At 65.6% G+C, this 2,780-nt stretch carries 1 protein-coding gene and 1 pseudogene; one reads left to right on the top strand and one right to left on the bottom strand.

From position 1 onward, the window contains the following. Positions 1–238 precede the first annotated feature (238 nt). Positions 239–682: pseudogene (locus ABNS06_RS11705) on the bottom strand (transketolase); the annotation flags it as partial. Between the two features lie 194 nt (positions 683–876). Here ABNS06_RS11705 and ABNS06_RS11700 point away from each other — a divergent pair. Next, the coding region (locus tag ABNS06_RS11700) for a PQQ-dependent dehydrogenase, methanol/ethanol family (RefSeq protein ID WP_348674779.1) at positions 877–2,780 on the top strand (1,904 nt) is incomplete at its 3' end.

The following is a 2,780-nucleotide window of genomic DNA, read 5'->3' as shown; positions in this document are numbered from 1 at the left end:
TGTCTTCGCCGACGAGGAACGAACCACATTCCTGCAACAGCTCATAGGCTTCGCGCCCCTGGGATGCGGATTTGCGCTCACAGGAACCTGCCCGGCGATAACCGACAGACTTGAGCTCCCGAGCGTGGCGGGCATCACCGTGCCGGACGCGTTCTCGTCAGAATCTGTCCCGGCGGTTCTTCCAGTGGCGGGCGGATGGAACACGTCCGCGCTCACCTGGGAGTTCATGTTCGATGACGACGACGTCGTGACCGTCGACATTGAACTCGGCGGCCAGCAGCCGCTCGGCCAGCGCCATACCGACACCGTTGGCGATGCCCTGCCCCAGCGGACCGGTGGTCGTCTCAACGCCCGGCGTTTCGCGGTACTCCGGATGCCCGGGCGTTCGCGAATGCAGCTGGCGGAACGCCTTCAGATCATCGAGCCCCAGGTCATAACCGGTGAGATGCAGCACCGCGTAGAGCAGCATGGAACCGTGTCCGTTCGACAGCACGAAACGATCGCGGTCGAACCAGAGCGGGTTGTTGGGGTTGTGCCTGAGCACGTCGCGCCAGAGGACTTCCGCAATGTCGGCCATGCCCATGGGCATGCCGGGGTGTCCCGAATTGGCGGCCTGGACGGCGTCCATGGCCAGCGCACGGATGGCGTTGGCGCGAAGACGCGGAGACGTGGAGTCAACCATGTAGACCTGGGCCTGAAGGAAGGTTCGGAGCAAAAAGGCCGGCGAAATGACCGGCCTTGCTGCGCAAAATGGGGCGATATTCTGGCCGAGACGCCCTGTCTAGGCAAGGCGAGGGGTGCTCTGATATATGCTGATGGCCGAGGAATCAGAGTCGCTTGAACGACCTTTTCGCATGTTTCAGGGAGGAGACACCCATGCGCATCAGCCCCCGTCCGTCCGTCACCCCGGCGCTGGCCGCCGTTCTCTGCACCGGCCTGGTGGTCTCCGCGTGCTCCAAAACGCCATCGGATGACGCGCCGGCAGCCACCGCCGCTCCCGATCGCAAGACCGCCTGGGTCGATGGCGACCGGCTGATCTCGGCCGACCAGGCCCCGGGCGAGTGGATGAGTCATGGACGGACCTACGACGAACAGCGCTACTCGCCGCTGGACCGGATCACCGATGGCAATGTCGCCGATCTGGGACTGGCCTGGCAGTTCAAGCTGGACGTGGATCGCGGCACCGAGGCCACGCCCATCGTCGTCGACGGCGTCATGTACACCACCGGCGCCTACAGCATCGTCTACGCGCTGGACCCGGTGTCCGGCGAGCTGCTGTGGAAATACGATCCCGGCGTGGACCGCTCCATCGCCGGCCGCGGCTGCTGCGGCGTGGTCAACCGTGGCGTCGCTCCCTGGAAGGGAAAGCTGTATCTCGGCGCCTATGACGGACGTCTGATCGCCCTCGATGCCCGCACCGGCGAGGAGGTCTGGTCCACACAGACGGTGGACACGACCAAGAACTACACGGTGACCGGCGCGCCGCGCATCATCGACGGCAAGGTGATCATCGGCAATGGCGGCGCCGAGCTGGGCGTGAGGGGCTATGTCTCCGCCTACGACGCCGCGACCGGCGAGATGCTGTGGCGTTGGTACACGGTACCGGGCGATCCCGCCCAGCCAGCCGAGAACGCGGCGATGGAAGCCGCACAGAAAACCTGGTTCGGCGACGTGTACTACAAGCAGGGCGGCGGCGGCACGGTCTGGGATTCCATGGCCTACGACCCCGAACTGGACCTGCTGTACATCGGCACCGGCAACGGCTCGCCGTGGAACATCAATTACCGCTCCGAGGGCAAGGGCGACAACCTGTACCTGTCCTCCATCGTCGCGCTGAAACCGGACACCGGCGAGTACGTCTGGCACTACCAGACCACGCCCGGGGACAGCTGGGACTACACCGCCACGCAGCACATCGTGCTGGCGGACATCCCCATTGACGGTGACATGCGCAAGGTGCTGATGCAGGCGCCCAAGAACGGTTTCTTCTACGTCATCGACCGCGAGACCGGCGAGCTGATCTCCGCCGAAGCCTTCGTGCCGATCAACTGGGCCAGCGGCATCGACATAGAAACCGGGAGGCCGATCAAGACCGGGCTCGCCGACTACAGCGAAACCCCCAAGCTGGTCCTGCCCAGTCCTTATGGCGCGCACAACTGGCAGCCCATGTCCTACAACCCGCGGACCGGGCTGGTCTACATCCCGGCGCAGATCACCGGACATCTGTTCGAGGACGAGGGCAAGGTCCCGGCCCATGCGCTGAATCTGTGGAACGTCGGCCTCAAGCCGATGAAGATTCCGGAAGACCCCGCAGAGCTCGAGGCCGTGGGCGCGCAATTTGCCGGTCAGCTGCTCGCCTGGGATCCCGTCAGGCAGGAGGCGGCCTGGACCGCGGACTACGCCTCGCCGTGGAATGGCGGCACGCTGACCACCGCCGGCAACCTGGTCTTCCAGGGCACCGCGGATGGACGCGTCACGGCCTACGCCGCGGATTCCGGTGAACTGTTGTGGGAGTCCCCGGCCAATACCGGCGTCATCGCCGCACCGATGACCTATGCGATCGACGGCGAGCAGTACGTGACCTTCATGGCGGGCTGGGGCGGAGCGTTCGCGCTCGTCGCAGGTGGCGCGGTGGAGGACATCGTGCGCCGCCAGTCCGAGTCCCGCGTGTTGACGTTCAAGCTCGGCGCCGACGGCAAACTGCCGCCGCCGAAGAACACGCCGGTGCCGATCCCGACGCCGCCCGAACTCACTGCGTCGACAGACCAGATCGAGGCGGG

It is taken from the genome of uncultured Abyssibacter sp., assembly GCF_964000955.1.
Classification (GTDB): Bacteria; Pseudomonadota; Gammaproteobacteria; order Nevskiales; family OUC007; genus Abyssibacter.
The sequence above is the reverse complement of the archived record's forward strand: the minus strand, read 5'-3'. Positions and strand labels throughout refer to the sequence as shown.